Source organism: Corallococcus macrosporus DSM 14697, from assembly GCF_002305895.1.
Taxonomy (GTDB): domain Bacteria; phylum Myxococcota; class Myxococcia; order Myxococcales; family Myxococcaceae; genus Myxococcus; species Myxococcus macrosporus.
This window is the reverse complement of the sequence record NZ_CP022203.1, coordinates 7,403,108-7,429,075: the sequence shown is the minus strand read 5'-3', so window position 1 is coordinate 7,429,075 and position 25,968 is coordinate 7,403,108. Positions and strand designations below refer to the sequence as shown.

Below are 25,968 nucleotides of genomic sequence, written 5' to 3'. Positions count from 1 at the left end.
GTCACGGACCTGGGCGGGAGCACGCATGAACACGTCGCGACGCAAGGTGGTCCTCATCACGGGCGCATCCTCTGGAATCGGCCAGGCCTGCGCGGAGGTCCTGGGGGCCCGGGGCCACGCCGTCCATGGTACCAGCCGTCACCCGCGCGCCGATGGCGCCCACCACCGGATGGGGGTGCTGGACGTCACGGACGATGACTCCGTGCGACGCGCCGTGGCCTCGGTGCTCGCGGCCGAGGGCCGGCTCGACGTGGTGGTGAACAGCGCGGGCTTCGTGCTGTCGGGCGCCGTGGAGGATGTGTCCATTGATGAGGCCCGGCGGCAGTTGGACACCAACTTCCTGGGCGTGCTGCGCGTGTGCCAGGCGGTGCTCCCCACGATGCGCGCGCAGCGGTCCGGCCTCATCGTCAACATCAGCTCCATGGGCGGCGCCGCGGGGCTCCCCTTCCAGGGGCTCTACAGCGCCAGCAAGTTCGCGCTGGAGGGCCTGACGGAGAGCCTGCGGCTGGAGGTGGCTTCCTTCGGCATCGAGGCCACGCTGCTCCAGCCCGGGGATGTCCGCACCCGCGTGCGAGACTACCGCGTCCGCGCCCAGCGCTCCGGTCCCGGGTCCGCCTACCGGGAGACCTTCGAGCGTGTCATGGCCATGGTGGAGTCCGGCGAGGGCGCGGGCGTTGCGCCCGAGCAGGTGGCCCAGAAGGTGCTGTCGCTGGTGGAGCGCCAGCGCGTGGACGTGCGCTACTCGGTGGGGCACCTGTCACAGCGCGCCGCGCTGGTGTCGAAGCGCCTGCTGCCCGCGCGCACCTTCGAGCACATCGTGATGGCGCTTCACGGCCTGTCGCGGCGCTGAGTCCGGGCGGGCGGCGGCCTCCACCATTCCTGACATAGGACTGTCAGGGGCGGGTCGCAGGATGTCGTCCATGAAGCCCCCTGGGTTCTCCGAGCCCAGCGGCGTTCGCATCCCACCCCCAGGTGCCGCCCGACATGATTCCCTTCTTGATGATGTTGCCGATGCTCGTCCCCGCGGCTGTCAAACGTGGACGCTCCAGCAATGCGCGGGAGGCCAGGACGTTGAGTCCGGTGCCTTCGCCCTCGAAGGAATCGGGAGGCGCCAGGCCGGTCAGCGCGCCGCCTGCGCGTGTCCCCTCTCGCCGGTGGCGCCCACCGGCCCAGGTCCTCGGACAGCGTGCCCTCAACCGGGCCCTGCTCCAGCGGCAGTGGCTGTTGCAGCGCTCCAAGGCGGGCGTGAAGGAGGCCCTGGAGCACCTGGTGGGGTTGCAGGCCCAGGCCACCCATCCTCCCTACGGCGCGCTGTGGGCCCGGCTGCAGGGTTTCCAGCCAGGGACGCTGACCCGCCTCATCACCCAGCGCCAGGTGGTGCGCACCGGGATGATGCGCGGGACGCTGCACCTGGTGAGCGCGCGTGACTGCCTCGCGCTGCGTCCAGTGCTGCAACCCGCGCTGGACCGGGGGATGCGGCACTCCGTGTTCGGCAAGCACTTGGCGGGCGTGGATGCCCGGGAGTTGGTGGCCGAGGGCCGGGCGCTGCTGGAGGCGCGTCCCAGTCCTCGCGGCGAGCTGGCGCAGCGGCTCCAGGAGAAGTGGCCCGGCCATGACGCGCAGGCCCTGAGCATGGGCTTCTCCAGCCTGGAGTCGCTCGTGGTGGTGCCGCCCAGTGGGACCTGGGGCCATGGCGAGCGGATGGTGTACGCCACGGCCGAGTCCTGGCTCGGCCAGCGCTTCGGACCCGCCGCGCCGCCGGACGCGCTGGTGTTGCGTTACCTCGCCGCGTTCGGTCCCGCGAGCGTCCAGGACCTGCAGGTCTGGTCGGGGCTGACGCGCATGAGCGCCGTCCTGGAGCGCATGCGGCCCCAGTTGCGCACCTTCCGTGACGAACAGGGCGCCGAGCTGTTCGACCTCCCCGACGCCCGACGTCCCGACCCGGAGACGCCCGCGCCCGTCCGCTTCCTGTCGGAGTTCGACAGCGTGCTGCTGGCCCACGCGGACCGCACGCGCATCCTCTCCGACGCGGCCCGCGAGCGGGTCTTCACCCTCAATGGCATCGTGCGCGCCACCATCCTTGTCGATGGCTTCGTTCAGGGGACCTGGCGCCTGGAGCACGCGCGCGACGCAGCGACGCTGTGCATCACCCCTTTCGGCAAGCTGTCACGCGATGAGCGGGCCGCGCTGACCGACGAGGGGGCGCGGCTGCTCACCTTCGCCGCCAAGGAGGTCCGTCGCGCCGACATCCGCTTCGAGCAGGGGCGCTGAGAGTGCCCGGAGCAGATGCTCGGCAACGACATCAACCGGGTCGGGAGTGCTCGTCGCAGGACATCAAGGGGTTCATCGACGGCGTGCTGCTCAAGACGGTGACGCGCGCCGAGGTCGAGCGCCACGGCCGCTGGGGCGATGACCGCCCCTCCTTCATCATCCTGAACCTCGCGGTGGGCGGCACCTGTCCGCACGGCGTCAACGGCGCTCCAGCCGGGCCGGGCTGGAGCGCCGTCGTCCTCAATCAAGCGTTGAGGGTGCTCTCGTCGACGCCGGCCTCGGCCATCAGCGTGGCCAGCGCGAGCTTGAGCTTGTCCTTCGCGCGAATCTCGAGCTGACGGGCGCGCTCGCGGGAGAAGCCGAAGTGCTCGCCCAGCTCGCTGAGCGTCATCTCCGCGTCACCCATGACGCGCTGCTCGATGATGAAGCGCTCGCGCGGGTCCAGGCGGCGCAGCGCGCGCTGCACCAGCTCGCGGGTGAGGTCGGCCTGCTGCCGGTCGGCCACCTCGTCCACCGCGGAGGCGGACTCGGACTCCACGAAGTCCAGGTGCGTGGCGTCGCCGTCCTCGCCCATGGGCGCGTCCAGGGACAAGTCACGGCCGCCCATGCGCTGCTCCATCTCGCGCACCTCGGAGGCCTTCACGTTCAGCTTGCGCGCAATCTCCTCGGCGTTGACGATGTTCGCGTCACCGGCGCCCAGCTTCTCCAGCTCGCGGCGCGTGCGCGCCAGGCTGAAGAAGAGGCGGCGCTGCGCCTGCGTGGTGCCCAGCTTCACCAGGCTCCAGTTCTTCAGGATGCAGTTCTGGATGTACGCGCGAATCCACCAGACGGCGTAGGAGATGAGGCGGATGCCCTTGTCCGGGTCGAACTTCTGCACGGCCTTCATCAGGCCGATGTTCGCCTCCTGGATGAGGTCCGACATCTTCAGGCCGTAGGAGCGGTACTCGTAGGCCACCTTCACCACGAAGCGGAGGTTCGCCGTCACCAGCTGGTGGCCCGCGGACAGGTCGCCCGCGCGGAACCGCTTCGACAGCTCCTGCTCCTGCGGCTGGGTGAGCAGCGGGTACTGGTTGATCTCCGACAGGTAGGTGGAGAGCGAGTCAGGGGAGGCGAAGGAGTTGGAAGCCTGCATGGTGTCTCTCGGGGAAAAAGAGATCTGGTTGGGGGACCGCGATGACGCTACGGGGGGTTGCCCTTTGCGACCCGCGTGCCAAGGGGTGGTGCCTCTGTTTCCCAGTGAGTCCAGGGGTTTGCATCCATGCCGCGCCGTGCTTAAGGCCGGAAGTCGGTCGTTTTTACAGCCAGCCTCACGGAAGTCTCTTCCGAACGTCGGCTGGCCAACAGGGGCGTCGGCCCCTGGGGTGAGCCCGAGGAAGGAGGCGGGCGGGGCCCCTCATGGTGGGCCGGTACTTCTTGCAGGGTGCGTCATCTCCACCTTGAGAGGATGGGCGACCTCTTCCAGCTCTTGGCCGTCTCCGCCGTGGTGATGGGCGTGTCGCAGACGCTGTCGCGGGAGCGCATCTTCGCGCCGCTGCGGGCGCGGCTGGGCGGCAAGGACACGTGGTGGGGTTACCTGGTGTCCTGCCCCTATTGCGTGTCGCACTACGTGGCCTTCGCCCTGGTGCCGCTCACGGGGACCACCGTCATCCGGGTGACGGTGGGCGGCTGGCCGGGCTACGTGCTGAGCTGGGTGCTGTCCACGCTGCTCATCACCGTCATCGCGGCCTTCTTCCGGGTGGTGTTCTGGTTCGTGGATGAGACGCAGGGCCTGGTGAAGCGGCGCCAGCGGACAGAGGAGGAAGAGACGGCCACCCGGCGCATCCAGCGAGAGCAGGCGGAGCAGACGCTGAACCACGCGGCGCCCGAGGCGCGGGAGCCCTCACCTCCCGTGTCGCATTGATGCGATGCGTCGCACGCGTGCCGTGTGGATTGACGGGGGTGGGGGTGGGAGGACGCAACTTCTCTCCGGAACGCTGAGAAGATGGGGGGAGCACCCGTCACCCCCCTGGCAGGAGAGCCTCGTGAGCACCATTGACCGCAGCCGCAGCGCCGTCACCCCGCAGACTGTGAAGGCGCCCACGGCGGCTCCGAGGAACTCGCTGGTGGGCGGGGTGGTGGACGCCATCAAGGGCGGCATCGCGGACGTGCCCCGCTTCATCGAGATGGGCAAGGACGTCTTCCAGGCCGCGCATGTGAACGAGCTGAAGCGCATCTTCGGTGGGGACGCGAAGCCGGACCGGATGAACGATGGGAAGTTCGTGGGGGCCAAGGGGCAGACCTTCCCGCCCGGCACGCCGCTGAAGGACGTCCCGGGCGTGACGCCGCTGGACAACCCGAACCCGTCGAAGACGGTGCTCTACGTCAACGGCATCATGACGCCCACCGCGGGGCAGCTCAGTGAGATGCAGGCCATCGCGGAGACGGCGGACGCGAAGGTGGTGGGGATTCACAACGCGACGCAGGGGCTGGTGGCGGACCTGGCGCAGTGTGTGGGGGACAAGCTGGACAAGGGCCACAACCCCGCGGTGGATACGCTGGCGGACACGCTGTACGGCGAGCTGAAGGCGGGCCGCGAGGTGCACCTCATGGGCTACAGCCAGGGTGGCCTCATCACCGCGCGGGCGCTGGATGACGTGGCGAAGCGGCTGCGCATCGAGGACGGGATGTCCCCGGCGCAGGTGGAGCAGACGCTGGGCAAGCTGAGCGTGGAGACCTTCGGCGCGGCGTCCACGCGGTACGTGGATGGGCCGAAGTACGTGCACTACGTCAACAACGCGGACCCGGTGCCCACGCTCACGGGCCTGGGCGGGAGCGTGGACCCAGCGGCCTTCCTGAAGGACGCGGGCAAGGGCGCGGTGGTGCACCGGTTCACCGATGGGAACGCGAACCCCATCAGCAATCACATGCTGGACACGCTGTACATGAAGCACCGCGTGGACTTCGACCAGGCTCGGGCGGGGCAGTTCTGAGCGGCGCTGCGGGCATTACACCGGCGTGAACTTCACGCCGGTAGCCTTCGCGCGCTCCAAGGCGTTCTTGATGTCCTCGGAGACGATGAGGGCAAGAGGCCAGCCCTCGGTGCGGAAAACCTTGGCGCTGCCCACCTTCGTGGGGTCGATGTGCAGGTCATCCACCGCGTAATACTGGCCTACCTTCTCAGGCAGGCCGTCCTCTGGTTTCCAGAACTGCACTGAGGAAGCCTGCTCGTCGATGCAGCGGATGAGCTGCGTGACCACGAGCAGGAGGTACTGGTCCGGGTGGCCCTTGATGTCCACGGGAATGAGCTGGACGTCATGGCGGGCCAGCTCCGTGAAGACCGCGGCCACCTTGACGTGGACGATGGGAACACTCAATGCCGTCAGCGTGAAGTCCAGCGGCTTGCCGGCATGCTGGACGGGGACCTTCAGGCGCCCCGCAGCCTGAACCGCGCGCCCCTCGTTGAAGTCCCTCGGGTCATCTACTTCGCGTCCCTGCCTGTCCGTGGGGTCATCCAAGTGCCAGCGGCCTGGGACGTGGACATCCTCCTTCATCCTGAAGAAGCGCTTGGGCATGGCGGGCATCTAGGGGCGTGAGCCCTGGGTGACAAGCCGGTTCAATCTTGAGCCAGGGGTGCTGACTTCTGTCGCCAGTCTCCTGAGCGCTCTTATCAGCGCTTCCCTACAATCGGAAACCTTACGGCAGGCACGGGTCGCGTCGTACAGCCGCTCATGGACCAGGTCGTGGTACTCCTGAGGATGCGGACCCTTGTGCCCTGAGATGGGCACGATGTTCTCAGGGTCCTTCAACTCCATCCCGGCTTTCTTGAAAATCTTTTCGAACTTCGGTGTCCAGGGACCACCGCGCGCGGCGGAGCGACTGTTCTTGTTCGTCGCGAGGTGGTGCTTCTCGGAGCGGCCGCCGCGCATTCCCTGGGCCGCCATGGCGACGGCGTTGGGTGCCAGCGCGATGGTGAAACCCTCGGCCGTCATCGCCACGGAGTGCACGCTTTCGGTGGCCGCGTACCGGAAGCCCGCCTGCGCCTCCACCGCGAGTGCGGCCTGGGCTGAGCCCGGCAGCTTCGACGTCTTGGCTGCCAGTCCCGCCGTGTTGCCGATGGCCGCTATGGCCAGCATGACGAAGACGCGCGCCGCGTTCTCCCCGAGGACTTCGCCGTACACCTCGCCCGCCGCGCTGAGCTGCGCGAAAGAGGTGGCCCGTTCCACCTCGCGCACCAGCGTCACCCAGCCGTCCAGGATGCGCCACACCGTGTCCACGCCCAGGTAGGCGATGGCCGTTGCCGTCAGCAGCGCCGCCAGGCCCTTGCTCACCGGCTCTGGTAGCGACCAGAGGAGCAGGTACATGCTGACCGAGGCGCTCACCGTCGCGAGCAGGGCCTGCGGGTCGGCCATGTCCTCCAGCGCTTCGGCCGTCTCGTCCCAAACCGAGTCCATGGCGATGGCCATGGCCAGCGAGTATTTGCCGTCGCTGGCCAGCAGCGGGCCTTCGGCCAGCAGGCGCAGGCAGTCTCCGGGCTGGGACTTGCGCTCGCACCAGCGGCCATAGGCGCGTGTCAGGTCGTCATCTGCGTAGGACTCCAGCAGGCGCAGGCCATTCGCGTCCCTCTCTTCCTCCTGGGGGATGAGCCGTGGGCCGCGCTTCTCGTACAGGTACACGCCGCTTCGTTCTGGAACGCCGAAGCGCTGGCGGGCCTCGCGCAGAGGATTGGAGAAGGGCCGCACGTCTCGGGCGAGTGCAACCACTGCCTCCTCGAACTCGTCATCGTTCAACTCGACGGGTGTGGCGTGGTCTTCGGTGAATGGCGTGTGGACAAGCGGAGGCCCGTCCCCCGTGTCCAGCCGCACGAGTCGAGTGGTTGAACAACCCGTCACGGCAAGCGCCAGCACCAGCCAGATGCCCCCGCGCGCGCTCATTCAATTCCTCCGGTGCCGAGTTCGGTCCTCATGAGAGAAAGTCTGGAATACCAGAAGAGTCCGACAGGATGCGGAGAGGCCGGGGCCAGAATCGTCTGGCGGGTTGTTGTCATCCGCAGTGCCCTGCCACGTGTGGGCTGAGCCCTTCATGGATGCGCCTTGGTGGGGTTGACGTGGATTGCGGGCGGCGGCCCGGAAGCGCGCCAACGAGCGCGGACGTCATGCACCACGACGGCCAACGTCGCGGAGAGGAAGACGATCTGCATCAAGGTTCGGGGCAGGAGCTGGTCGTAGGGCGCCGTCAAGACTCCGGCGAGGACCGCGTAGACGTTGGCCGGGAACATCAGGACGAGCAGGACGGAGAGGCACGCCGCGGCGAGCGGGGCCGTGCGCCGCCAGAGCAGGCCCGCGGCTCCCGCCAGCTCCAGCAGGCCCGTCACCGTGACGATGAGCCCCGGCGCCGGCAACACGGGAGGAACCATCCGGATCATCTCCTCCCGCATCCCGATGAAGTGCGCTCCGCCTGTCAGCAGGAACATCACGGCAAGCCCGCCACGCAGCGGCACCACCCAGGGCCTGAGCCGTTTCACGCCCAGGGCTCCCAATACGAGCAGCACGAGCGTGACGGCGATGAGGGCGATGAGCGGTTCCATGGGAAGTCCCTTTCCGTGGTCAATCTTTCCAGTGGAAAGATTCGCCGCGAAGAGGAACTTGTCAATGGAAAGATGCGCTAGGCTGGCCCGGTGACACGTCGCTCCTACCATCACGGTTCCCTGCGCCGAGCCTTGCTCGATGCGACCATCGCGGCCATTCAGGAGGGCGGGCCGACGGGCCTCAGCCTGCGCGAGCTGGCGCGGCGGGCGGGGGTCTCACACGCCGCGCTGACCCATCATTTCGCGGACAAGGCAGGGTTGCTCACCGCGCTCGCCGAGGAGGGCTACACCCTGCTCGCGGACGAGCTGGCCGCCGAGCGGGAGCGTTCCGGTGACTTCGTCGAGCTGGGGGTGGCCTACGTGCGCTTCGCCATCAAGCATCGCGCGCACTTCGAGGTCATGCACCGGCCGGACTTGTACAACCGGGACGATTCAGCGCTCGCCGCCGCGCAGGCTCGCGCGGAAGCCGCGCTTCACCAGGGACTGTCCATGCAGGCTGGAGGCAGGCCTGGCAAGGACGTCCGTCTGGCCGCGCTGGCAGCGTGGTCGCTCGTGCACGGCTTCGCCTCGCTCTGGCTCAACGGCATGGTGCCCTCCGAATACGCCGAGGACCCGGACGCCTCTGCGCGAGCCATCGCCGAGCTGCTCATTCGCAAGGGGTGAGCGTGTCCCCTCGTCATGCCAATGCTTCGGGCCGCCTCGACGGATGCAGGGGCATTTGAGGCGCCTTCCAGGGCCCATGGCGCAACGGGTGCTCGCTGATGCCCCAGGATCACCACAGCCCCTGCCGGCGCATCAGCTCCGCCAGCGGGTGCGCGCCCAGTCCATGCGCGTCGAAGAGGCTGCCCGCGGCCTCGTGTGTGGGATTCCGCCAAGCGATCCGCTCCTGCCCGTCGTCCCGCGTATTGCCACACAACAGCAGCGACGCCCGCAGCACCTCGGCGGACGGAAACAGCGTGTGCTCGAAGAGGAGCGGATTCTGGCTGGTGAGGAACACCTGCCTCGCGCCCAGCTCCCGCATAGACGCCTCCACCCAGCGCGGGTGCAGCCCATTCGCCAGCTCGTCCGCGATGGCGAAGTCCTCGTTCACATCCAGGTAGTAGAGCAGGGACAGCAGCCGCTTCTGCCCGAAGCCCAGCGCCTCATGCGTCAGCACCCGGCCATCGCGCCGCGTGAACTCGAAGCCGAAGCCCCCAAAGCCCACGCGCCCGCCATTCTCGAAGGTGCGCTTCTCCACCACCTCCACCCGGAACCGCCCCGCGTCAAAGCCCGCCAGCGCCACGAACTTCGCCAGGAAGCTGCCCTCGCGCGCGTCGTGCGTCAGCTCCAGCACGTCGGTGACAGATGGCTGCTCCATCCGCTCCCGCAGCCAGCCCGGCATCCACGTGGGCAGCGCCATCAACCCCAGCGGGAATACTTCCCCGTCCCGCACCTCCATGGCGTAGCGGATGGCGCCGATGCGGTCGAACATCCCCAGCGCCTCATCGAAGCGCTGCGGCGCCAGCAGGAACGTCCGGCGCAGCAGCTCCTTCAGCCGCTCCTTCATCCCCGCGTCGATGTACTGCGCCGCCATGAACAGCAGCGTCCACACCGAGCGGTCCAACAGCGACCAGTGCATGCTCCGTGACCACACCGCCTCGCCGTCAATCTTGCAGTCCATGCCCGCCGCGTCCGCGCGCATCACCAGCCGCGCCGACGGCGAGTGGAACTGCACGTCCACCTCGATGCGCGGATGCAGCCCGGAGTCGGCGGGCGCGGGCGTGCGCAGCGGCATCAGCCCCGCGCCCTTGCGCGGCGGCGCCTCCGCGTCCGGCGCCGGGGCGCTCTCCTCGTTCCGGACGAAGACGTGCAGCTTCATCCCCGGGAACGCCAGGTCGTACTCCAACGCGAACGGCTCGTGGATGAGCCCGGAGAAGTCGGAGCCGAGCACCGTGGCGATGAGCTCCAGCAGCGTCGTCCTGCCGGTGCCGTTCTCCCCCAGCACCAGGTTGTACGACGGGCTGAACACCAGCGAGGTGCCAGGGACGACGCTCCGGTAGTGGTGGACCTCGAGCCGCGTCAGCTTCATGGGACTCCTTGGGCGCGCAGCATGGCCAGTGTGGGCGCGCGGGGGAACCACGCAATGTCACGGAATGTCCACCGCCGTTCGTGTGTACAGGGCGCCCGAGCCCCTCCCTGGCCGGCCGCCGCATGACGCGGTGCAGGCCAAGGTGGAACGTGAGGTGGAGCGAGACCTCGTCTATACACTCCGCCGGCTCTACGACCCTGCCGGGTCGGGAAAGGACGAAGTGAGGACGATGAAGAACCAGCTTCTCGGCTGTATGGCCTCGGCGCTCATGACCCTGACGGCGATGCCCGCGCTGGCGCAGCTCAAGCTGCCGGCGCCCAGCCCCGCGGCGAAGGTGACGCAGGAGGTGGGTGTCTCCGAGATTTCCGTCGAATATTCCAGCCCCGCCGTGAAGGGCCGGAAGATCTGGGGCAGCCTGGTCCCCCACGACAAGGCGTGGCGCAGCGGCGCCAACGCGGCGACGAAGATTACCTTCAGCCACCCCGTCACCTTCGGCGGCAAGGCCGTCCCGGCGGGCTCGTACGCCATCGTCAGCCTGCCCTCGCAGAAGGGCTGGAAGGTGATGCTGAACACGGACCTGGGCCTGTGGCGGGGCGGCGCGCCCTATGACGCGGCGAAGGACGTGGCCTCCGTGAGCGCCACCACCACGGCGATTCCGGCGCGCGAGCGCCTGACGTACCTCTTCACCGACACCACGGACACCGGCACGCGGCTGGACCTGGAGTGGGAGAAGCTGCGCGTCTCCGTGCCCATCCAGGTGGACACGGCGGCCTTCGCCAAGGCCAACCTCGAGCAGGCGGAGAAGAGCACGGCCAGCATGCACGCGAGCGCGGCCTCCTACATGGCGGAGACCAGCAAGGACTACGCCGCCGCGCTGAAGCACGCCGACGCGGCCGTGGCCGCCAACCCCACCTGGTACACCCATTGGATTCGCGCGGACGTCCTGTCGCGCATGGGCAAGTATTCGGAGGCCCGCAAGGCCGCGCAGGCCTCGTGGGACCTGGGGCAGAAGGACAAGAACTTCCCATACCGTGACCGGGTCTCCAAGGCGCTGGCGGAGTGGAAGAACAAGAAGTAGCCCGCCGCGCTCCCGGGGCTCCTCAGCGACGGAGGGGCCCCGTCAGGAGCCGGCGGTAGAGCGCCTCGTAGCGGTCGACGGCGGGTTCCTTCTGGAAGCGCTCCAGGACCCGCGCCCGCGCGCGATGTGAGAAGCCCCACCAGCGCTCCGCGTCCTCGACCAGGGTGAGCACGTGCCGGGCCATGGCCGGGACGTCTCCCAGCGGCGCCAGGAAGCCCGTCTCTCCGTGCGTGACGAGCTCGGGGATTCCGCCCAGGTCGCTGGCCACCACGGGGATGCCGCAGCTCAACGCCTCCAGCGCGGCGAGCCCGAAGCTCTCCTGCTCGCTGGGCAGCAGGAACACGTCGGAGGCGGCGAGCAGCTCCTCGAAGCGGTCCTGCTTGCCGAGGAACGCGACGCGGCCCTCCAGGCCCTTCTCCCGCAGCGTCCGCTCCGCGGGCGAGCGCTCTGGACCGTCGCCCACCATCACCAGCCGGCAGGGGCGGTGGCGGTGGACCTCGGTGAAGATGGCGACCACGTCGGCGATGCGCTTCACCGGCCGGAAGTTGGAGACGTGGATGAGCACCGGCTCGTGCTCTCTCAGGGCCGGGAAGAGCGCGCGCAGGCAGGCGCGGTCCCGCACCGGGGCGTAGCGCGCGGTGTCCACGAAGTTGGTGATGACGTCGATGGGGACGCTCTCGGGGATGTCGAAGCCCTGCCACGTCGCGCGGCGCAGGTAGGCCGACGGCACCGTCACCGCGTCACTGCGCATGATGGAGAAGCGCGTAATCGGCAGGTAGCTGGGGTCGATGCCCACCAGCGTCGTGTCCGTCCCGTGCAGCGTGGTGACCACGCGCGGCGCCTTGTGGCCCAGCACCTCGCGCGCCATCCACGCGGCGGTGGCGTGTGGCACCGCGTAGTGGACGTGCAGGATGTCCAGGCGCTCGTAGTTGGCCACCTCAATCATCTTGGAGGCCAGCGCGATGGGATAGGTGCTGGACTGCTGGAGCGCCGGGTAGTCGCTCTCCGTCACCTCATGGAAGACGACCTTCCGATTCACGCCGTGCAGGCGCACCGGCAAATCCCGGGCGATGAAGTGGACGCGGTGACCCCGGTCGGCCATCGCGAGGCCAATCTCCGTGGCGACCATGCCGCTGCCACCGAAGGTCGGAAAGCAGGTGATGGCCACGTTGAGCGGGGCGTTCATGGGCGTGCCGGGAAGAACAGGGGCCGGGCGAAGCCATTCCTGCGAAAGTGGTCGAGCGGGTCGGCCAGTCCCAGCGTCTCGCGGAGGACGTAGGGCTCGCCGTGGGTGACGCCAATCCGGGCCCCGTAGAAGCGATCCCTGGCTTCCAACGAGGACAGCGACAGCGGCGAGCCCACCAGCGTGGCCGGCGCGTCCGGGCGGGGCAGCACCTGACTGGCGTAGCAGTGCACCGCCGCCAGCTTGCGCTCGTAGACGGAGGAGACGTCCACGACGACGCTGGGCTCGGCCAGGTGCCGCAGCGGATAGTAGAGGACCTGGCGGGGCGTGAAGGGCGCCGCGGCGGGCTCCGCGTCGAACTTGCGCACGCCCGCGAAGAAGAGGGCGCGCGTCACCAGGGCGCTGGCGGCCTCGTGGTCCGGGTGGCGCTCCTGCTCCCACGGCACCACGACGAGCTCCGGACGCAGCCGGCGCAGCGCCTCCACCACGCGAGCCACGGCGGCGGTGCGGGCGCGCTCGGGCTCGGGCGTGTCGAAGCCCGCCCACGGGTTGAGCCAGCCGTCGGGCAGCTCCAGGTTCTCCCGGTGGGCCAGCCCCAGCGCGCGGCTGGCGGCCTCCGTCTCCTCCGCGCGCGACTGGAGCGTGCCGCGCGAGCTCTTCTCCCCGCGCGTCAGGTCGACGATGCCGGTGCGGTAGCCCCGGGCGGCCAGGCTCGCCAGCAGCCCGCCGCAGAACAGCTCCACGTCGTCCGGGTGCGGACCGAAGGCGAGCACGTCGATGCCGTAGGCCGTGTCGTTCGCGCTCATGGCGTCAAATCCTTCGAGTCACCGGAGAAGGGGACACACGCGTCCAGCACCTGCTGCGTGAAGGCGCGCGCGCCGACGCGGCAGGCGAAGTAGGGGAGCCCCAGGACACGCTCCTGGGGCGCGTCCTCCGGGAAGAGGAAGGTGCGCAGCCGGTCCACCTGCTCGGCGGCCGTGGCGTCACGCCGGGCGAGCGCGCGGCGGTAGCGGCCCGTCAGCCGGGAAACCGCGACCCGCACCGTCCCCTGGGTGCGGCGCACGGCGTCCTGGAGGTTCGCGTCCAGCGCCGTCACCGGCCCGGCCACGCGCTCCAGCTCCGCGGAGAAGGCGCCGAAGAGGCGGGCCTCCAGGGCCTCTGGCGTCTCCAGGGCCTCTGGCGCGCCACGCGTGGCCAGCTGCGTGAGCAGGGTGTCCCGCGGCACGCCGACGACGTCATCCGGCCGGAGCTCCAGCTTGCCCAGCCACCGGCGCGTGCGGTCATCCAGCACGCGGAATCGCGCCCGGGGAATGGCGAGCGGCATGGGGCGGCCGGCGTGGGCGTAGAGCGGCGCCAGTTGCGCGAAGTAGGCCAGCTCACCGGGCCCGCCGACATACGCGGCCGTGGGCAGCCAGGTGTCCTGGAGGAGGGGGCGCAGCAGCGCGGACGTGGTGAAGCGCAGCGGCTCATGCTCCAGCGCGGCATGCAGCGCGTCCTGGGAGAGGGTGCCGTTGTCCGGGTGGCCCACCAGGCTCCAGGCGCCTTCGTGCGCCGGGTCCAGCCGGTAGCGCGGACCGTCGAGCGCATCCGGAGAGAAGAAGCTGAGCGGCGAGCCCGGGCGGATGTGGACCTGCACCGTGTAGCCCGCGCGGGTCAGCGCCTCCGCGCGGGCCGCGAGCGCCGAGGAGAGCGGCCCTGCTTCCTGGAGGGCGAAGCGATGCACCGGCGCGGCCAGCGGCGCCAGCCGCGCGTCTCTCGGGTCGAGGAAGAGCAGTCCCTCCTCGGCGAAGAGGGACGACAGCACCTCGGTGAAGGCCCCCGCGAGCGTGGCGTCGGGGCGGTAGGCCCGCTCCAGCAGGGAGAGGAATTGCGCCGCGTGGGGCTCCGCTTCCAGCTCGGCGCGGAGGGCGGCCAGGGCGGGGAGGACGCTGGGGCCGAGGTGGCGGTGGGCGATGGGCGCTCGAGACGTCGCCGCGTCGGGGAGCTCGAGCGCCAGACGACAGGGGCCGCCGCCCGGGCGCGGGATGACACAGTGGTCGATCTCCGGCAGGTCGTGGTCCTCCGTCTGGAGCCAGAAGACGGGAACACAGGGCCGGCCGGTTTCTTCCTGAAGCGCGCGCGCCGTGACGATGGCGGAGGCGGCCTTGTAGAGCGTGTACAGCGGGCCCAGGAAGAGGCCCATCTGCTGTCCCGTCACCACGGCCACGGTGCCGGGCTGAGCGAGCAACGCGAGGTTGCGCTCGCGCGCGGGGCTGGGCGCGAGCCGCGCGTTCTGCGCGCCGAGGACGTCCAGCAGCGCGGGCGACACCGTCCGCGACGCGGCGGCGGCCACGGCCCGGGCGCGGCCTTCACGGTGGCGATAGTCGTCGGAGAGGAAGGAGCGCGCTGGCGCGTCTCCGCGAAGCCACGCGGTCGAGAACGAGGACGTCACGGCATGTCGTGATAACAGGTCGCGGCGGACGCGCCACCGGAACTGCACGCTCGCACGTCATGTGCGGCCGTGGCGGCGCGTGTCATCCCGGTGCGAACGCGAGCCGCGCGCTGGGAAGAGGCTTGTTATAGGGTCCGCCCGAATGCGGAACCTGCTCCTCGGAATGACGCTGGCCATGAGCCTTGGAATCGGGTCGACGGCAATCGCGCAGCCTCCTCGGCAGCTTCACGCGGGTGAAATCGCGGCGGGCCTGAAGCGGCTCGGGGTGACGGGCAGCGTGCTCTATGTCGCGGCCCACCCGGACGACGAGAACACGCGCCTGCTCGCGTGGCTGGTGGGGGCGCGCGGCCTGCGCGCGGGTTACCTGTCCGTGACGCGCGGTGATGGCGGGCAGAACCTCATCGGCACCGAGCAGGACGCCCTGCTGGGGCTCATCCGCACGCATGAGCTGCTGGCCGCGCGGCGCGTGGATGGCGCGGAGCAGTTCTTCACGCGCGCGCGGGACTTCGGCTACTCGAAGAGCGCGGAGGAGGCGCTGCGCATCTGGGGGCATGACGCGGTGCTGGCGGACGTGGTGCTCGCCATCCGCCGCTTCCAGCCGGACATCATCATCACCCGCTTCACCACGAAGCCTCCGAACCACGGCCACCACACGGCCTCCGCGCTGCTGGCGGAGGAGGCCTTCATCGCCGCCGCCGACCCGAAGCGCTTCCCGGAGCAGCTCTCCGAGGTGAAGCCCTGGAAGGCGGACCGCCTGCTGAACAACGCGTCCCACTGGTGGTTCAAGCCCGGTGAGGACCTGTCGCGCTACCTGAAGCTGGACGCGGGCGGCTACGACGCGCTGCTCGGGCGTTCGTGGGGGGAGGTGGCCGCGGAGAGCCGCAGCCAGCACAAGAGCCAGGGCTTCGGCGTGGCGCCGGACCGCGGCCCCGGCCTGGAGTACTTCACGCCGCTGGCGGGGACGCTGCCCAAGCGCGACGTGTTCGAGGGGCTCGACTTCACCTGGAAGCGCTGGAAGGGCGCCGAGGCCGTGTCCCGCGCGGTGGCCGCCGCGCAGAAGGGGTACGACGCGCGCGCGCCGCACCGCTCCCTGCCCGCGCTCGTCCGCGTGCACGAGGCGCTGTCCGCGCTGCCGGACTCGCACCCGTGGAAGGCGCCCAAGCTGCGGGAGACGGAGGCGCTCATCGCCGCCTGCGCGGGCCTGTTCCTGGAGGTGCGCGCCGCCGCGCCCACGGGCATCCCGGGCCTGCCGGTGGCGCTGAGCGTGGTGGCGCTGAACCGCTCGCCGGCGGACGTGGAGTGGGTGGGCGTGACGCTGCCGGGCGAGCAGCCCGAGGCCGTGGGCCAGAAGCTGGGCGCGAACGTGCCCGTGAAGCTGGCGCGCACGGTGACGTTGCCGGTGACGGCGCCCATCTCCACGCCCTACTGGCTGCGCGAGCCGGTCACCGGGGGCCTGTACACGCTGGAAGGCGAGGACCGCGCGCTCACCGGCCACCCGGAGGGCGCGCCCGCGTTGTCGGTGACGTTCGAATACAAGGTCGCGGGCCGGCGCTTCCGCGTGGTGCGTCCGGTGATTCACGCCTGGACGGACCCGGTGCGCGGCGAGCTCTATCGTGACTTCGAGGTCGTCCCGGTCGTCACGGCCACGCTGGCGCAGGACGTGCTCATGTTCCCCAACGGTGAGTCCCGCGCCGTGCCGGTGGTGCTGGCCGCGGGGATGGACCAGGTGCCGGGCACGGTGCGGCTGATGGCGCCGCCCGGCTGGCGCGTGGAGCCCAAGGCGGTGGAGTTCAAGCTCGCGGCGCGTGGCGACGAGCGCACCGTCACCTTCCAGGTGACGCCGCCGCCGGGGGCCACCCAGAAGGGCGAGCTCCAGGTGGATGTCGACGTGGGCGACCGCTCCTGGTCCTGGCGGGCCCGCTCCGTGTCCTATCCGCACATCCCGCCGCTGACGGTGCGTCAGCCGTCCACGGCCACGGTGGTGCCCTTCTCCCTGGCGATGAAGGGCAATCGCATCGGCTACATCCCCGGGCCGGGAGACCGCGTCGCGGAGAGCCTGGCCGCGGTGGGCTATGAGCTGACGCTGCTCCCCGAGGAGCGGCTGGCCCGGGAGGACCTGGCGCGCTTCGACGCCATCCTCGTGGGCGTGCGCGCCTTCAACGCCAACCCGCGCCTCGCCGTCCACCGGGAGCGGCTGCTCCAGTACGTGGAGGGCGGCGGCCGGCTGGTGGTCCAGTACAACACCAACAGCCGCGTGGGGCCGCTCACGTCCCTCGTCAGTCCCTATCCCCTGGAGATTGACCGCGACCGGGTGACGGACGAGACGGCGGTGATGACGCCGCTGTCCGCCGATGAGCCGCTGCTGCGCGCGCCCAACGCCCTGACGGCCGCGGACTTCGAGGGCTGGGTGCAGGAGCGCGGCCTCTACTTCGCGTCCAAGTGGGACGCCCGCTTCCGGCCCGTGTTCGCCATGCATGACGCCGGTGAGGCGCCGCTCCAGGGCGCGCTGCTGGTCGCCCGCCATGGCAAGGGCACGTTCGTCTACACGGGCCTCGCCTTCTTCCGTCAGCTCCCCGCCGGGGTTCCCGGCGCCTACCGCCTGTTGGCCAACATCCTCTCTCAATGAGCACTGCCCCCCAACTGAACCCCCATGAGCCCTCCGCCGAGGCGCCCGCGCACCGGCCCGAGCTCGATGACGCGCCGCCGCTGCTGGGCTCGTGGCGCAACATCTACATCCTGGTGATGGCCACCTTCGTCGTGTTCGTCGCCGTGTTCTGGATGCTCACCGAGGTGTACGCGTGACGGGGCTCGACTGGCTGGTCCTGGGCGGGACGATTGCGTCCATCGTGGCGTGGGGCCTCTGGAAGTCACGCGGGACGGCCACCAGCGACGAGTACCTGCGCGGCGGCCGTGAGCTGAAGTGGCCCACCATTGGCCTGGGCGTCATGGCCACGCAGGCCAGCGCCGTCACGTTCCTCTCCGTCCCCGGGCAGGCCTACGAGGACGGGATGCGCTTCGTGCAGTTCTACTTCGGGCTGCCCATCGCGATGATCATCATCAGCGCGGTCTTCGTGCCCATCTACTACCGGTTGAACGTCATCACCGCGTACGAATACCTGGAGTCACGCTTCGACCTGAAGACGCGGCTGTTGGGCGCGTTCCTCTTCCTCGTCCAGCGCGGGCTGGCCGCGGGCATCACCATCTACGCGCCGGCCATCATCCTCTCCACCATCCTCGGCTGGCCCCTGGAGCCCACGGTCATCGCCATGGGCGCGCTCGTCATCCTCTACACGGTGACGGGCGGCTCCAAGGCAGTGAGCCAGACGCAGAAGCAGCAGATGGTGGTGATGATGGGGGGCATGGTGGTGGCCGCCGCCGTCATCCTCTGGCGCCTGCCGGAGCACGTCTCGTTCGGCAAGGCGGTGGACGTCGCGGGCGCGTTCGGCCGGATGAACCTGGTGAGCTTCGACTTCGACATGCAGGACCGCTACAACTTCTGGTCCGGCATCACGGGGGGGCTGTTCCTGTCCCTGTCCTACTTCGGCACGGACCAGTCCCAGGTGGGGCGCTACCTGACCGGGCGCTCCATCTCCGAGAGCCGGCTGGGGTTGCTCTTCAATGGCGTGCTGAAAATCCCGATGCAGTTCCTCATCCTCTTCGTCGGGATTCTCGTCTTCGTCTTCTATCAGTTCAGCACCCCGCCGCTGCTCTTCAATGACACCCTGCGCACCCGCGTGCAGGGCACGGCGCACGCGGCCGAGTACGCCGCGCTGGAGTCGAAGTGGGAGCAGGTCCAGTCCGGCAAGCGCGCGGAGGTGGAGCGCTACCTGACGGCGGTGGACGCGGGCGACGTGGTGGCGGGCGACGCCTCCCGGGCGCTGCTCCAGGGCGCGGAGCAGGAGGCGAGCGCGGTCCGGCAGGAGGCCAAGGACATGGTGGCCCGCGCGCTGCCGGGCGCGGAGACCAAGGACTCCGACTACATCTTCATCGCGTTCGTGAAGCGCTGGCTGCCCAGCGGCCTGTTCGGGCTGCTCATCGCCGTCATCCTGTCCGCGGCCATGAGCTCCATCGCCAGCGAGCTGACGGCGTTGGGCACGACGACGACGGTGGACTTCTACCGGCGGGTGTTCCGGCGCGACGCCTCGGACCGGCACGTGCTGGTGGCGTCCAAGCTGTTCACCGTGTTCTGGGGGCTGGTCGCGGTGGCCTTCGCGACCTTCGCGTCGCTGCTGGACAACCTCATCCAGGCCATCAACATCCTGGGCTCCATCTTCTACGGGACGGTGCTGGGCATCTTCCTGGTGGCCTTCTTCGTGAAACACGTGCGCGGGCACGCCGTGTTCGCCGCGGCCGTCATCTCCCAGGCGACGGTGGTGGCGCTCTTCTTCCTCTCCGACATCGGCTATCTCTGGTTCAACGTCATCGGCTGCGCGCTGGTGATGGCGCTGGGGCTGGTGATGCAGGCCGTCCTGCCGCGCGGCGCAACGCCTTCCCCCGCGGCGGGGGCCTGAGCCCGGCGCACGCGGGGGGATGAAGGCCGGGAGGCGTCCGTGAAGGGGCGCCGGCCCGGCCTTGCAGTATGCTCGTCCCCCAAGAGGGACGGACATGTCTGACGGGAAGAGGCGGCCGGGGCGCCCGGGGCGTTCCGAGGAGCCGCGCATCGCGCCGGAGGAGGACGAGGACGCGACGCGGGACATTCCGCTCGTCTCGCGCTCCGAGGAGCCGAGGAGGGGGCCTCGGGAGCCGCGTTACGAAGAGACGCGCATGGGCCCGGTGGAGCCGCTCACCGAGGAGACGCGGATGGGACCCCTGGAGGACTTCGCCGAGGCGCCCTCCCAGGAGACGCGGATGGGACCCCTGGAGGACTTCGCCGGGGAGCCGCCCCTGGAGACGCGGATGGGACCCCTGGAGGACTTCTCCGAGCCGCCGCCGGCCCGGCCGGGGCGCCCGCGCGGCGCCGCCAGGAGCGCGAGGGCCGAGCCCCCCGCGTTGCCCGCCGCCGAGGACTTCGCGGACCTCAGGCCTTCGAGTCCTCCCAAGGCCCGCGGTGTCCCGGAGGCGAAGGCCACGCCAGGGCGGGTGGGCGCTCCGGAGAAGCACGCCAGCGCGCGGAAGGCCAGCGCCTCGCCCGCAAGCGTGGGCGTGGTGCGCCTGAGCCCGCTGGAGCCCCTGGGCGCGAAGGTGGTGGCCGAGGAGGAGGCCCCCGCGCTGCGGACGATGTTCGCGAACCACTCGGCGCTGCTGGCCGAGCAGCTCCGCGACGCGCTGTCCGCGAAGATGTACGGCCGGGGCCCTCACCGGGTGCTGCGCATCGACGAGCCGGAGGGGCCCAGCACCGCGGGCGGGAAGCTGGCGCGGCAGGCCATCTCCCTGGTGCCTCGCAAGGGCTCGGGCCCATCCCTGACGTGCGGCTGGGTGGACGTGTCCAAGCGCGAGGCGCAGCTCCGCAACTTCGAGGCGGTGGCGAAGCGGTACGAATCCCACCACGGCGAGCCGCTGGAGATGCAGGCCGAGGAGTACGAGCGCTTCCTCACCGACGTGGAGGCGGTGCTCGCCCAGGCCGTCATCAAGGTGCGCGTCATCGTCCCCGAGGAGCCCGGCGCGGTGCGCGTCGCCGGGCCCGCCGCCGCTGCCCGCGTGAAGGGCGTCCCGCCCATGTTGGCGGGAGCCCTGGCTGTGCTGGCCTTCGTGCTGGGCCTGCTCGCGGGGCGGATGGGCTTGGGCGGTTGAGCTAGGCCGGCGGCGGCGCCTCGCGCTCCCAGTGGCGGTGGGCGATGGACTCGGCGAAGAGCTGGCCGAAGCCCTTGGTCTCCACCTTCGCGCTGCGGACGACGCCGCGCGTGGTGTCCAGGCCCTTGGTGGGCGCCGGCTCCAGGTCGCTCACGCCCGCGGAGTCCAGCAGGCCGGCGGCGTCCGCGGAGAGCGCCAGGGCCTTGCAGTGGACGTAGGCCTCACGCACGAAGTCCACCGCGAGCGGCACGCGCCGCAGGGCCGCGACGCTCTTCGCGCCACCGGGCACGTAGACGGCGTCGTACATCACCGAGGACGCCGTGGAGAAGGTCCGCAGGGGCCGCTCCTCCCGGCCCTCCTGGCTCGTCACGGGGCTCAGGGTGGGGCCCACCAGCTCCAGCGTCGCGCCGCGCTCCTGCAGCGCCTTGCGCACGCCCTCCAGCTCCTTGCCCGCGAACCCGTCCGACACCAGGGCGGCAATCTTGCGCGTGCGGATGGAGTCATGCGGCGAGTTCTCCATGCTCAGGGCCGGGGACGCCTCCACCGACGGCGCCCCCTTCTTGCCCGCGGCCTTGGGCGGCTTGGGAGGCTTGGACACCTTGGGGGGCGTGACGCCCACGGCGCGCGCCACGCGCACCGCCAGCTCCGGGTCCACGTTCACCAGAATCTGGTTCACCACGCGCTCGCGAATCTCCACGCGCTCCACCTTGCCAATCTCGAACTCCAGCGCGGCGACGAGGTGCTCCTGCTCCGGCTTCGACAGGCTCCTGTAGAAGAGGGTGGCCTGGCTGAAGTGGTCGCTGAAGCTGCCGCTGCGCGCGCGAATCTTGTGGCCCTCCACGCGCTCCTGGAAGTGGCGGAAGGCGCTCGCCGGGTTGGCCAGCACGGGGCAGCCGCCGCCCAGGGTGTTGGGGTGGTAGTTGGCGCGGGAGGTGGGGATGGCCTGCCGCCCGAAGCCGTCCTGCTGGTGGTTGGTGACGGGGCACACCGGCTTGTTGATGGGCAGCTCGGCGAAGTTGGGGCCGCCCAGCCGCGTGAGCTGCGTGTCCAGGTACGAGAAGAGCCGCGCCTGCATCAGCGGGTCATTGGTGAAGTCGATGCCGGGCACCACGTTGGCCACGCAGAAGGCCACCTGCTCCGTCTCCGCGAAGAAGTTGTCCGGGTTGCGGTTGAGCGTCAGCTTGCCCACGCGCTGCACCGGCACCAGCTCCTCCGGGAGGAGCTTGGTGGCGTCCAGCAGGTCGAAGCCGTACTTGAGCTCGTCGCCCTCGGGGATGAGCTGGAGCCCCAGCTCGTACTCGGGGAAGTCGCCCTTCTCGATGGACTCCCAGAGGTCGCGGCGGTGGAAGTCCGGGTCCTTGCCGGACAGCTTCTGGGCCTCGTCCCAGGCGAGCGCGTGGTTGCCCAGGAGCGGCTTCCAGTGGAACTTCACCAGGGTCGCCTTGCCGGCCGCGTTGACCAGCCGGAAGGTGTGGACGCCGAAGCCCTCCATCATCCGGAAGCTGCGCGGAATGGCGCGGTCCGACATCAGCCACATCACCATGTGCGTCGTCTCGGGGACGAGCGAGACGAAGTCCCAGAGCGAGTCATGCGCCGAGGACGCCTGGGGGATTTCGTTGTGCGGCTCGGGTTTGACGGCGTGGACGAAGTCCGGGAACTTGATGCCGTCCTGGATGAAGAAGACGGGGATGTTGTTGCCCACCAGGTCGAAGTTGCCTTCCTCCGTGTAGAACTTGGTGGCGAAGCCGCGCACGTCCCGGACGGTGTCCGCCGAGCCACGCGAGCCGCCCACGGTGGAGAAGCGCACGAAGACGGGCGTGCGCAGGGACGGGTCGGTGAGGAAGCGGGCCTGGGTGTACTTCTCCAGGGACTTGTAGACCTGGAAGTAGCCGTGGGCGCCCGCGCCGCGCGCGTGGACGACGCGCTCCGGGATGCGCTCGTGGTCGAAGCGCATCAGCTTCTCCCGGAAGTGGAAGTCCTCCAGGAGCGTGGGGCCGCGGACGCCCGCCTTCAGCGAGTTGTCCGTGTCCGAGATGGGGATGCCCTGGTCCGTGGTGAGGACCTTGCCCTCCGCGTGCATCCGGTGGGGTTCGAGGCTTTCGCTCTTGAGCGTGGTGGGCCGGGACTTCGCCGAGGGCTTGCGCGGTTTCATGGGGGCCTGTCGCCAACGAGAGAGGTGAAGGCGCCGTCTACGCTGGGGGCGTCCGCCCCGCGCCGCGAGGAACGCGGGGACGTCGGCGAGTCGGCACTTGCTCGTGGCGCGGCGGCGGTGGCGCGCGTGGCAGTGTCCACCACTGCGCGCTCGTCCGCTGGCGTCAGGTGGGCTTCACGGCACCGCGGGCGCGGCCACGGCGGGGGCCGCGTCTCCGGCCGGAGCCGCAGCGGCGGCGGCCTCCGCGCGAGCCTTCGCCTCCGCCAGGAGCGCGGCCTCGGCCTCCGCGCGCTTCTTCGCGTCAACCACGGCGACCTCCTTCATGGAGGCCAGGCCCTTCTCGAAGTCCTTTCCAATCATCGCGTCCATGTCCATGAACAGGCCCATGGCCTTGCTCACGAAGTTGTTCTCGCCGGACATGGCCCAGACGACCTGGGTGCCACCCTCGACGGAGCTGAGCGTGAAGGTGGTGGTGTTGACGGCGGCGAAGGGCTTGATGAACTCCAGCCGGATGGTGACCTGCTCGTTGACCTTGCTGTCGGTGATGGTCATGCGGCCCTCGCCGACCTGGTCATTGCCCGCCCAGGCGTAGTCCGCGCCCGTGCCCGTCTTCGGGCCGGAGTAGGTGCGCTTCTGCTGCGGGTCCAGGCCGTCCCAGGGGGACCACTCGGTCCAGCGGTGGAAGTCGTTCACCAGCGCGAAGGCGATGTCCGCGGACACGGGCAGCACCGCGCTGCGCTGATAGGTGAACGTGTCCGGGCGGGTGGCGACGACGCCGGCGAACAGCAGGATGACGGCGGCGAGCCCGACGAGAATCTTCTTGAGCATGGGGGTGGGGTCCTTTGGCCGCGGCCCGACATGGCCGCGCTCACGCCGCGCGTCTTAGAGCGTGTCCAAAGTCCCGCGCAAGCCACGCACAGCGGAACGGCCATGACGGAGGATGCTTGCTGCTCAGCACTCCGGGAGGCCCACGCTCAGGTTGGCCACCTCCAGCACGTTGGCGGCCAGGCCGCCGCGCGCCGTCTCCTTGTACTTGTCCTTCATGTCTCGGCCGGTGTCGCGCATGGTCCGGATGACCTTGTCCAGGCTGACGAAGTGGCGTCCGTCGCCGGAGAGCGCCATGCGCGTGGCGTTGATGGCCTTCACGGAGGCCATGGCGTTGCGCTCGATGCAGGGCACCTGCACCAGGCCGCCAATGGGGTCGCAGGTGAGGCCCAGGTTGTGCTCCATGGCGATCTCCGCCGCGTTCTCCACCTGGAGCGGGGTGCCGCCCATCACCTCCGTGAGCGCGCCCGCGGCCATGGAGCAGGCGCTGCCGACCTCGCCCTGGCAGCCCACCTCCGCGCCGCTGATGGAGGCGTTCTCCTTGTAGAGCACGCCAATGGCGCCGGCGGTGAGCAGGAAGCGCACCACGCCGTCCTCGTTGGCGCCGGGCACGAAGCGCCAGTAGTAGTGCAGGACGGCGGGGATGATGCCCGCCGCGCCGTTGGTGGGCGCGGTGACGACGCGGCCTCCCGCCGCGTTCTCCTCGTTGACGGCCAGGGCGTAGAGGTTCACCCAGTCCAGCACGGTGAGCGGGTTGGTGAGCCCGGCCTCGGGGCGGCTGAGGAGCTTCTGGTACATGGCCGCGGCGCGGCGCTCCACCTTGAGGCCACCGGGGAGGATGCCGCCGCTGGTGCAGCCCCGGCGCACGCAGGCCTGCATCACGTCCCAGACGCGCAGCAGCCCGGCGCGAATCTCCGCCTCGTCGCGCCACGTCTTCTCGTTCGCGAGCATGATGGAGCTGAAGCTCATGCGCTCGCGCTCGCAGTGCTCGAGCAGCGCGGCGGCGGACTGGAAGGGGAAGGGCAGCGGCGTGGCGTCCTTGCTCAGCGGGTCCTTGCCCGCGGCCGCGGCGGACTCGTCGACGACGAAGCCTCCGCCCACGGAGTAGTAGACGGCGGAGGCCAGCTCCACTCCGTCCGCGCCGGACGCGGTGAAGCGCATGCCGTTGGGGTGGAAGGGCAGCGAGCGGCGGCGGTGCATCACCAGGTGCTCGCCGTCGCGGAACGGCACCTCGCGCTGGCCCAGCAGCGCCAGGCGCCCCTCCGCGCGCCAGCGGGAGATGATGGCGGGGACGGCCTCCACGTCCACGGCCTCCGGCGTCTCGCCCAGGAGGCCCAGCACCACGGCCTTGTCGCTGCCGTGGCCCTTGCCCGTCGCGCCCAGGGAGCCGAACAGCTCCACCTTGAGCTTCGTGAGCCGCTCCAGCACGCCGGTGTCCGCCAGCTTCCGGGCGAAGGTCCGCGCGGCCCGCATGGGGCCCACGGTGTGCGAGCTGGAAGGTCCGATACCAATCTTGAAGAGGTCGAAGACGCTGACGGCCATGGCGAGCGCAACATGCCACGTTTCCACTTCCGTCCCAGTGCCCCCTCGCCGAAGCCCCTGTCACCGCGTGGACGGATGAACGTCATTGGACGTCCAACGAGCGAAGGCCGGGCGCACTCCTGGCGAGACCACCCCACGCCATGCGCACATGGCGCGGTAGACGCGGCGCGTTGAGTGCGCGGCGCCTGGCGTGTCGCGTTGAAGGCGCCGCCGCCGTGCGCCGCTGGCGCCGGACACACGAAGGGCCGGGAAGGCGCCCCGTGGGACGCCTGCTCCCGGCCCCCGTGCTCGCGGACGGCTACTGGTCGTCGCAGGGCGTTCCCAGGCGGGCGCCCTCGTACACCCCGAGCTCGTTGTAGATGAGCGGCAGGTTCTCCTCCACCGGCACCTGGCGCAGCTCCAGGCGGCGCTTCTTGTTCTCGATCCACAGGGCGGGCTTCGCCTTGTCGAGCAGCAGGCGGAGGTCGCCGCGCCTGGTGGAGAAGATTTCGCCTTCCGAGTCGGAGATGACGTTGGTCATCTTCTGGGCCTTCAGGTTGCCGCGAGGCCCGATGAAGACGCGGTAGTTCTTCTTCTCCGCCTCGTGGAAGCCACGGTCCACGAAGTAGTAGGCGCCCTTGGTGTCACGCAGCAGCGCGTAGGGCGCGAACTTCTGCGGGTTGGGCAGGAAGGTGGCCTTGCGCAGCAGCTCGGAGGCCGGCTCCCCGTCCAGCATGGTGAGGGGAATCTTCTTCTCACCGCAGGTCAGGGCGCAGGTGCGCTCCTTGCGGTCGATTTCGACGCTGGACATCACGCGCCAGTCGATGCCGCGGAAGTTGGGGTTCGCGCCCTTGTTGAAGAAGCGCGGGTCCAGGAAGGAGGTGGGCGACGTGTAGGGGCCGGGGTGGGGCACCTGGACGAGCTGCTTCTCGTTGCCGTAGTAGAGGACGGCGTTGATGTCCTCGTCGTCGGGCGTGAGCGCCACGTAGTGGCCCTTGCCGTCGGTGCACACCGACGTGGCCTCCATCATCATCTTCTCGCCGAGGTTCGACTCCTTGCCCCAGGGGGGCGTGATGGGCTCGGCCGCCATGGCGGCGGTACACGCGAACGACATCGCCGCGAAGGCGAAACGCTGGAATCGCATCG

The 25,968-nt window shown here is 70.0% G+C and carries 22 protein-coding genes; 10 read left to right on the top strand and 12 right to left on the bottom strand.

All coding sequences use genetic code 11. The features are described from left to right. Window positions 1-25: 25 nt before the first annotated feature. Window positions 26-850, top strand: a complete 825-nt coding sequence (locus MYMAC_RS29975) for an SDR family oxidoreductase (RefSeq protein WP_095960544.1) — start codon at window positions 26-28, stop codon at window positions 848-850. 134 nt (window positions 851-984) lie between these two features. Beyond that, a complete protein-coding gene (locus tag MYMAC_RS29970) occupies window positions 985-2,271 on the top strand; it encodes a winged helix DNA-binding domain-containing protein (protein ID WP_239989092.1) in 1,287 nt (428 codons plus the stop codon). A 244-nt stretch (window positions 2,272-2,515) separates the two neighbouring features. On the opposite strand, the gene MYMAC_RS29960 is transcribed toward MYMAC_RS29970, so the two are convergent. Next, window positions 2,516-3,403, bottom strand: a complete 888-nt coding sequence (locus MYMAC_RS29960; protein ID WP_013938142.1) for an RNA polymerase factor sigma-32 — start codon at window positions 3,401-3,403, stop codon at window positions 2,516-2,518. Window positions 3,404-3,715: 312 nt separating this feature from the next. Between MYMAC_RS29960 and MYMAC_RS29955 the strand changes: the two genes are divergently transcribed. Further along, the gene (locus MYMAC_RS29955; protein ID WP_095960542.1) at window positions 3,716-4,171 is read left to right on the top strand and encodes a hypothetical protein; all 456 of its coding nucleotides are present in this window, start codon (window positions 3,716-3,718) and stop codon (window positions 4,169-4,171) included. Window positions 4,172-4,292: 121 nt separating this feature from the next. Continuing rightward, on the top strand, window positions 4,293-5,240 hold the full coding sequence (locus tag MYMAC_RS29950) for an alpha/beta fold hydrolase (RefSeq protein ID WP_239989091.1): 948 nt from the start codon (window positions 4,293-4,295) through the stop codon (window positions 5,238-5,240). Window positions 5,241-5,255: 15 nt separating this feature from the next. Here the strand turns inward: MYMAC_RS29950 and MYMAC_RS29945 are convergent, their stop codons facing one another. From MYMAC_RS29945 to MYMAC_RS29935, 3 genes are all read right to left on the bottom strand, one after another. Beyond that, the gene (locus MYMAC_RS29945) at window positions 5,256-5,822 is read right to left on the bottom strand and encodes an imm11 family protein (protein WP_170114788.1); all 567 of its coding nucleotides are present in this window, start codon (window positions 5,820-5,822) and stop codon (window positions 5,256-5,258) included. A gap of 9 nt (window positions 5,823-5,831) precedes the next feature. Further along, complete coding sequence (locus MYMAC_RS29940; RefSeq protein ID WP_095960540.1) at window positions 5,832-7,181, bottom strand: AHH domain-containing protein; 1,350 nt, start codon at window positions 7,179-7,181, stop codon at window positions 5,832-5,834. A gap of 146 nt (window positions 7,182-7,327) precedes the next feature. Continuing rightward, window positions 7,328-7,834, bottom strand: coding sequence for a DoxX family protein (locus MYMAC_RS29935; protein WP_095960539.1), 507 nt, complete (start codon window positions 7,832-7,834; stop codon window positions 7,328-7,330). A gap of 132 nt (window positions 7,835-7,966) precedes the next feature. On the opposite strand from MYMAC_RS29935, the gene MYMAC_RS29930 reads away from it, so the two are divergent. Beyond that, a complete protein-coding gene (locus MYMAC_RS29930) occupies window positions 7,967-8,497 on the top strand; it encodes a TetR/AcrR family transcriptional regulator (RefSeq protein ID WP_204817022.1) in 531 nt (176 codons plus the stop codon). 109 nt (window positions 8,498-8,606) lie between these two features. Here MYMAC_RS29930 and MYMAC_RS29925 read toward each other — a convergent pair whose 3' ends face one another. Next, window positions 8,607-9,902, bottom strand: coding sequence for an ATP-binding protein (locus MYMAC_RS29925; protein ID WP_095960537.1), 1,296 nt, complete (start codon window positions 9,900-9,902; stop codon window positions 8,607-8,609). 220 nt (window positions 9,903-10,122) lie between these two features. On the opposite strand from MYMAC_RS29925, the gene MYMAC_RS29920 reads away from it, so the two are divergent. Next, window positions 10,123-10,980, top strand: coding sequence for a DUF2911 domain-containing protein (locus tag MYMAC_RS29920; protein ID WP_095961733.1), 858 nt, complete (start codon window positions 10,123-10,125; stop codon window positions 10,978-10,980). Window positions 10,981-11,002: 22 nt separating this feature from the next. Here MYMAC_RS29920 and bshA read toward each other — a convergent pair whose 3' ends face one another. Genes bshA through bshC form a run of 3 tightly spaced genes read right to left on the bottom strand, consistent with a single transcriptional unit; the run spans window position 11,003 to window position 14,642 of the window. Further along, entirely contained in the window at window positions 11,003-12,166 is a 1,164-nt protein-coding gene (gene bshA, locus MYMAC_RS29915; protein ID WP_095960536.1) for an N-acetyl-alpha-D-glucosaminyl L-malate synthase BshA, read from the bottom strand. Further along, on the bottom strand, window positions 12,163-12,969 hold the full coding sequence (gene bshB1, locus MYMAC_RS29910) for a bacillithiol biosynthesis deacetylase BshB1 (protein ID WP_013938150.1): 807 nt from the start codon (window positions 12,967-12,969) through the stop codon (window positions 12,163-12,165). Before bshB1 ends, bshA begins: the two co-directional genes overlap by 4 nt. Continuing rightward, the gene (gene bshC / locus MYMAC_RS29905; RefSeq protein ID WP_204817020.1) at window positions 12,966-14,642 is read right to left on the bottom strand and encodes a bacillithiol biosynthesis cysteine-adding enzyme BshC; all 1,677 of its coding nucleotides are present in this window, start codon (window positions 14,640-14,642) and stop codon (window positions 12,966-12,968) included. The genes bshB1 and bshC overlap by 4 nt, the downstream gene beginning before the upstream one ends. Window positions 14,643-14,736: 94 nt before the next feature. On the opposite strand from bshC, the gene MYMAC_RS29900 reads away from it, so the two are divergent. The 4 genes from MYMAC_RS29900 to MYMAC_RS29885 all read left to right on the top strand — a co-directional run bounded on the left by MYMAC_RS29900 (window position 14,737) and on the right by MYMAC_RS29885 (window position 20,324). Then, window positions 14,737-17,220, top strand: a complete 2,484-nt coding sequence (locus tag MYMAC_RS29900; RefSeq protein WP_095960534.1) for a PIG-L family deacetylase — start codon at window positions 14,737-14,739, stop codon at window positions 17,218-17,220. After that, the gene (locus MYMAC_RS29895) at window positions 17,217-17,396 is read left to right on the top strand and encodes a hypothetical protein (RefSeq protein ID WP_013938153.1); all 180 of its coding nucleotides are present in this window, start codon (window positions 17,217-17,219) and stop codon (window positions 17,394-17,396) included. The genes MYMAC_RS29900 and MYMAC_RS29895 overlap by 4 nt, the downstream gene beginning before the upstream one ends. Then, on the top strand, window positions 17,393-19,105 hold the full coding sequence (locus MYMAC_RS29890; protein ID WP_095960533.1) for a sodium:solute symporter family protein: 1,713 nt from the start codon (window positions 17,393-17,395) through the stop codon (window positions 19,103-19,105). The genes MYMAC_RS29895 and MYMAC_RS29890 overlap by 4 nt, the downstream gene beginning before the upstream one ends. Before the next feature lie 94 nt (window positions 19,106-19,199). Further along, complete coding sequence (locus tag MYMAC_RS29885) at window positions 19,200-20,324, top strand: hypothetical protein (protein WP_095960532.1); 1,125 nt, start codon at window positions 19,200-19,202, stop codon at window positions 20,322-20,324. Window position 20,325: 1 nt separating this feature from the next. Here the strand turns inward: MYMAC_RS29885 and MYMAC_RS29880 are convergent, their stop codons facing one another. The 4 genes from MYMAC_RS29880 to MYMAC_RS29865 all read right to left on the bottom strand — a co-directional run bounded on the left by MYMAC_RS29880 (window position 20,326) and on the right by MYMAC_RS29865 (window position 25,966). Next, complete coding sequence (locus MYMAC_RS29880) at window positions 20,326-22,476, bottom strand: catalase (protein WP_095960531.1); 2,151 nt, start codon at window positions 22,474-22,476, stop codon at window positions 20,326-20,328. A 174-nt stretch (window positions 22,477-22,650) separates the two neighbouring features. Next, complete coding sequence (locus tag MYMAC_RS29875) at window positions 22,651-23,304, bottom strand: SRPBCC family protein (RefSeq protein ID WP_095960530.1); 654 nt, start codon at window positions 23,302-23,304, stop codon at window positions 22,651-22,653. Window positions 23,305-23,427: 123 nt separating this feature from the next. Continuing rightward, window positions 23,428-24,843 (bottom strand): L-serine ammonia-lyase, encoded by a 1,416-nt coding sequence (locus MYMAC_RS29870; protein ID WP_013938158.1) that lies wholly within the window; start codon window positions 24,841-24,843, stop codon window positions 23,428-23,430. A gap of 298 nt (window positions 24,844-25,141) precedes the next feature. Then, a complete protein-coding gene (locus MYMAC_RS29865; protein ID WP_013938161.1) occupies window positions 25,142-25,966 on the bottom strand; it encodes a hypothetical protein in 825 nt (274 codons plus the stop codon). Window positions 25,967-25,968: the final 2 nt, after the last annotated feature.